Consider the following 2,811-nt stretch of genomic DNA (forward strand, 5'->3'; position numbering starts at 1 on the left):
TTTCCTTTTCCCTATACTTACCCCTTTCACGCTTATAGCACCACATAACCGCAACACAGTCAACGCGAAATATGTTTGAAACCAGATTCTATTTTATAGGCCCCAACTGAACCGGAAAAAGAAAAAGCGTCCCTTCAGGGACGCGCAGCCGCACAAAATTTTTGTGCGTTCAAGGGGCTTGGGGGATTGCCCAACAAGCGGCAAGCGACAGAGTGGGTACCACTCTGCATTGCTTGCCGGTTTGTATGATGTCTGTTATGAGCTTCAACAGCTTGTATGGATGCTTGCTATTTGCGGCAGCTTTCACTATAATAGAAGTATCACCGCAGACATCTTGTTTCGGGAAATATACTCACAGCCTGTAAAATAGCTTCAGGCAAGATAGCCGTTCATAAATCTAAGAGATATATTTTCGGAGGGAGCCGCATGACAAACCTGGAAAGAGCCATCAAGGATGGATACGCGCGTATCACTGGAGCGCCTGGAAAAGAAAAAATCACCTATACTTCCTCCGGCAGCCATACGGAGAATTACAGCGACCCGGAAGAGAAGGTCCGCGCTGAATTTTGGGCGGAATTGATTTACCATTATGAATATCCCGCAGAACGCATCAAAATCGAGGTTACAATTCCCGACCGCCTTCCAACGGACAGAGCGGACATTGTAGTATTTCAGGATGACGAATGCAAACGTCCTTACGCGGTGGTGGAGTGCAAAAGGGATGGTGTGACCGACGCGGAATTTTCTCAAGCGATCGAACAGGGCGTTGGAAACGCAAGCTGGGTCAAGCTGCGGGCCTCTTACGCGGTCATTATTGCCGGCAGTACCCGCCGGGTTCTGGATGTATCGGACAAGTATGGCGCGTTGGAGCGGGAACAGAACATTGTCGCCGACCTGCCGAAAGCGTACGGAAAGCCCCAGGAGTTCCGTTTTTATAAAGGCGGCGTAAACGTAAAAGGCGAACCGGCCTCCGACATTGCGCCCATAGAGCGCGGAGAACTGATTTCCGCCATCAAAAAATGTCATCAGACCCTCTGGGGCGGAGGCCGCCTGTCCCCTCCCACCGCGTTTGGCGAGCTGTGCAAGCTTATCTTTGTGAAGATCAGCGACGAGCAGAAGCCGCGTAAAAACGGGCAGCCTTATCAATTCCAAATCAAGACCCATGAGCCGTCCTCCAAGCTGGCGGAACGGATCAACGTCTTATATGACGAGCAGAAAACCAAGGACCCGGACGTTTTTACGGAGTCCATCAAGGTGGATGACCGGGTGCTTCGCACAGTCGTTTCCCATCTGGAATCAATCAACCTGAATAAAACGGACCTTGACGTGAAAGGTGTCGCCTTTGAGCAGTTCATGGACGGATTTTTCAAGGGAGACTTCGGCCAGTATTTTACGCCGCGCCCGATCATCGAATTTATTGTAAAAATGATGGAGCCGGAGCACGACTGGGACGTGCTGGACCCAGCCTGCGGCTCCGGCGGGTTTCTGCTTCACGCCCTGGACTATATGCGCACGCAGGCCGGGGAATACTATGACAAAGACACCCAGGCGGTAGATTATTATAAATACTGGCACGACTTCGCGGCGGAACATCTTTTTGGAATCGAAATCAACGACGAGATTGCCCGGGTCGCGAAAATGAATATGATTGTCCACGACGACGGGCACACAAATGTCATCAGCTGTGACGCCCTGGAAAGTATGGACAAAATACATGCCCACAAGGCAGCTTTCCAGAAAAATAAATTTGACCTGATTCTTACCAATCCTCCCTTTGGCTCTACCGTCAACAAGGCGGAAAAACCTTATCTGGAGAACTACAGCTTTGGCAATACCTGTGATGCGAAGGGAAAAAAGAAACCCCGCAAAAACCAGAGCTCCGAGGTGCTTTACATTGAGCGCATCTGGGAGTTTTTGAAGCCGGGCGCCGGCAAGGCCGCTGTGATTCTGCCCGACGGAATCCTTACCAACAGTTCCACCCAGTATGTGCGCGATTTCATTCTGGAGCGTTTCCAGCTTTTGGCGGTCGTGAGCCTGCCGCAGTGCGCCTTCGCCCATTTTGGGGCGGGCGTAAAGGCCTCCATCCTTTTTCTGCGAAAGCGGAAAGGAAGCGAAAAGCCGGACGAGAACGAGGCGATTTTCATGGCCGCACCGGAGCAGATCGGCTATGACGCCACGGGGCGGCAGACCGAGTCGCAGTTAGAGGAAGTCATTGCGCAGTACAAGAAATTTCAGGAGGACCCGGCCCCTTTTTTTGCCTGACCCCCGGCGAGGATGAGCTCTGTGTTTTCGCAGTAAAACGGGGGATACTCAGAAAGCGGTTAGATGTTAAATACAATCTGCCGGAATATGTTGCGCTTGAAAACAGACTGAAAACAGCATTTGGAGAAAGCCTTTCCACAATTGGGGATATTGCTGACGTCATCTGCGGGCCCTTTGGCAGTGCGATTAAAAGCGAGGATTACCAAGAAAATGGTATCCCGCTTTTGCGGATTACCAATATTACTCCGCAGGGCTACTTAGACTATTCCAATCTAACTTATATATCAGAGGAATTGGGAAACAGCTTATTCAGGACGCAGGTCACCCCAGGGGATATTGTTATTTCCCAAAGAGGCACTTTGGGACAGTGCGCTGTTGTAGACGATAAAAAGGATACACACCGTCCAATCAAAGGTGAAGAAACTTCAGGAAGAAGCCGAAAAAGAGTGGACAGCAGCAAAGGAAAGATTTGAGAAGGAGCTTCTGGAGGGCTGAAGCGGGACGGAGAGAAATAGTATTATTTTCCAGGGAACTGCCCTATAACTGTCT

At 50.5% G+C, this 2,811-nt stretch carries 1 protein-coding gene; it reads left to right on the forward strand.

Annotation, left to right across the window (positions count from 1 at the left end; genetic code table 11):
* Positions 1 to 426 precede the first annotated feature (426 nt).
* Positions 427 to 2,262, forward strand: coding sequence for a restriction endonuclease subunit M (locus tag JX325_RS14715; RefSeq protein ID WP_204791828.1), 1,836 nt, complete (start codon positions 427 to 429; stop codon positions 2,260 to 2,262).
* Positions 2,263 to 2,811 lie beyond the last annotated feature (549 nt).

This window comes from Oscillibacter sp. CU971 (assembly GCF_905219725.1).
Lineage (GTDB): Bacteria > Bacillota > Clostridia > Oscillospirales > Oscillospiraceae > Oscillibacter.